General features: G+C 31.1%; 2 protein-coding genes. One reads left to right on the top strand and one right to left on the bottom strand.

Annotated features, from left to right (window positions below; translation table 11 throughout):
- Positions 1 to 63: 63 nt before the first annotated feature.
- Positions 64 to 450, bottom strand: a complete 387-nt coding sequence (locus tag F553_RS0111525; protein WP_019000211.1) for a thioesterase family protein — start codon at positions 448 to 450, stop codon at positions 64 to 66.
- A gap of 285 nt (positions 451 to 735) precedes the next feature.
- Between F553_RS0111525 and F553_RS0111520 the strand changes: the two genes are divergently transcribed.
- Positions 736 to 1,998 carry a dicarboxylate/amino acid:cation symporter gene (locus F553_RS0111520; protein WP_019000210.1) on the top strand — a complete coding sequence of 421 codons (1,263 nt, stop codon included), beginning with the start codon at positions 736 to 738 and terminating at the stop codon, positions 1,996 to 1,998.
- Positions 1,999 to 2,165: the final 167 nt, after the last annotated feature.

Below are 2,165 nucleotides of genomic sequence, written 5' to 3'. Positions count from 1 at the left end.
TAATTAATATGTCCAATATTTTGGGTGCACATCACTATAAATAGAAAGCTTTTTTATTAATTATTAATTTTTTTGTAATTTATTCATGAATTTTTCATTATTTATAATAAATCTTTCATGTATTCCTTTACCAATAACTTTATGCGTATCTTTTGCTTCAACTATAAAAGTTAATTTTCTACCTTCTATTTTATCTAAAGTAGCTGTAGCTGTTACGACATCATCTAAAGCAGTTGGTGCAATATGTGATATATCCAATTTTATACCTACAGTGCCTTCTCCTTCTTCCAAATAATCTTTTAAAGCCATGCAAGAAGCCTCTTCCATTAGCGCCACCATCGCTGGAGTTGCAAAAACTGGCAAGGTTCCACTTTTCATTATTTTCGCTGTATTTTCTTTAACCACTTTAATTTGTGCTTGTCCTTTTATACCTGTTTTTAAAGTTAACATTAATCTCATTCCTATTCATTTAAATATATTTTTTATTTTAACATATATTTAAAATTTATCCATAGCGTTTTTATGCAAATTATTAATTCATAAATATTCAAACTAATTTTACTCTTAAAACAATGTATACAATGTTTTATCTAGATTTTACATTGACTTAACATAACATTACTACTATAATAATAAATATGTTTTTAAATATATTGTTAATATGTTAACTGCATAAAATAACAATATATAATCAGTTTTTATGCAAAAAATAAATTTCAAAAAGGAGTCTTTTTAATGAAAAAGTTGCGCATTAATCTAACAGCCCAAATATTTTTAGGGCTAGTATTAGGTGCTATCTTTGGTTATTTTTTACCTGATATCGGATCACAATTAAAACCATTAGGCGATGCGTTCATTCGCATGATTAAAATGATCGTTGTACCTCTTATTTTTAGTACTTTAATAATTGGTATTGCTGGCACTGGTGATTTCAAAAAACTTGGTCGTTTAGGTGGTAAAGCCATCATTTGGTTCGAAGTTGCTAGTAGTTTAGCTTTAGTTGTTGGTCTTGTAGTCGTAAATGTACTTCAACCTGGTGTTGGCGTTTCTCTTCCTTCCATTGGAGCTTCTGCCGGTGCTAATGCTGCCGCTACTGCAGAATCTTTTAGTATTTCTATGCACTTATTAAATATCATTCCTGCTAACATTGTTGAAGCTTGCGCTAAAAGCGATATGTTACAAATCATCTTCTTTAGCTGTTTCTTCGGTGTAGCTCTTGCTCATATCGGCGAAAAAGGAAAAATTGTTGTTGAATGTTGTCGTGGTGTAGCAGAAGCAATGTTCAAAGTTACACATTATGTTATGCTTTTTGCACCAATTGGTATTTTTGCCATGATTTCTTATACTGTTGGTACTTTCGGTTTAGAAATGCTTATTCCTCTTGGAAAATTAGTATTTTCACTTTATTTTGCAATAATCGTCTTTTTAATCATCCTTGCAATTATTGCTTCTATCATCACTAAATTAAATTTCTGGCATATCTTCAAAGTTTTACGTGAACCATTATTATTAGGTTATTCCACTGCAAGTAGTGAAGCTGCTTTACCACTTGCCATGAAATGTTTAGAAAAATTAGGTTTACCAAAACATGTCATCACATTCGTTATGCCAACAGGTTATTCCTTCAACCTTGATGGTTCCACTTTATATAGTTCTCTAGCTGTTATTTTCTTAGCTCAAATGTATGATATTGATTTTGGTCTTACTCAACAAATCATGATGTTACTTACACTTATGATTTCCACTAAAGGTATAGCCGGTGTTCCTGGCGCTTCTATCATCGTAATTGCTGGTACAGCTGCTTCTTTTGGTATTCCAACAGAAGGTATCGCTATTATCTTAGGTGTAGACCGTATCATGGATATGGCTCGTACATTCTGCAATATATTTGGTAACTGTATTGCTACAGTTGTTGTTGGTCTCTGGGAACGTGAAATTTCTCGCGGAGAAATAAAATCTTCTTACCAAAATAATTTTAAAGGTGATACTTTAGCATAATATAAATAAAAAAAGCACTTTAGAAGTGAACTGCACCCCAAAAGTTGGACAAAAAACAACTTTTGGAGGTGTAGTTTTTTTATGACTAAATACTCAAATGAATTTAAAGTTAAAGCAATTAAAATGGTTTTAAAAGGAGATTCTATTTCTCATGTAGCTAAAATTCT

It is taken from the genome of Megamonas rupellensis DSM 19944 (genome assembly GCF_000378365.1).
GTDB classification, from domain to species: domain Bacteria; phylum Bacillota; class Negativicutes; order Selenomonadales; family Selenomonadaceae; genus Megamonas; species Megamonas funiformis.
Note: the sequence above shows the minus strand (reverse complement) of the source record. Positions and strands in the feature narration are given on the sequence as shown.

Bases quoted from the DNA above. Each gene is read 5' to 3' on its own strand.
- F553_RS0111520 (WP_019000210.1), top strand. From the start codon at position 736: ATGAAAAAGTTGCGCATTAATCTAACAGCCCAAATATTTTTAGGGCTA.
- F553_RS0111525 (WP_019000211.1), bottom strand. From the start codon at position 450: ATGTTAACTTTAAAAACAGGTATAAAAGGACAAGCACAAATTAAAGTG.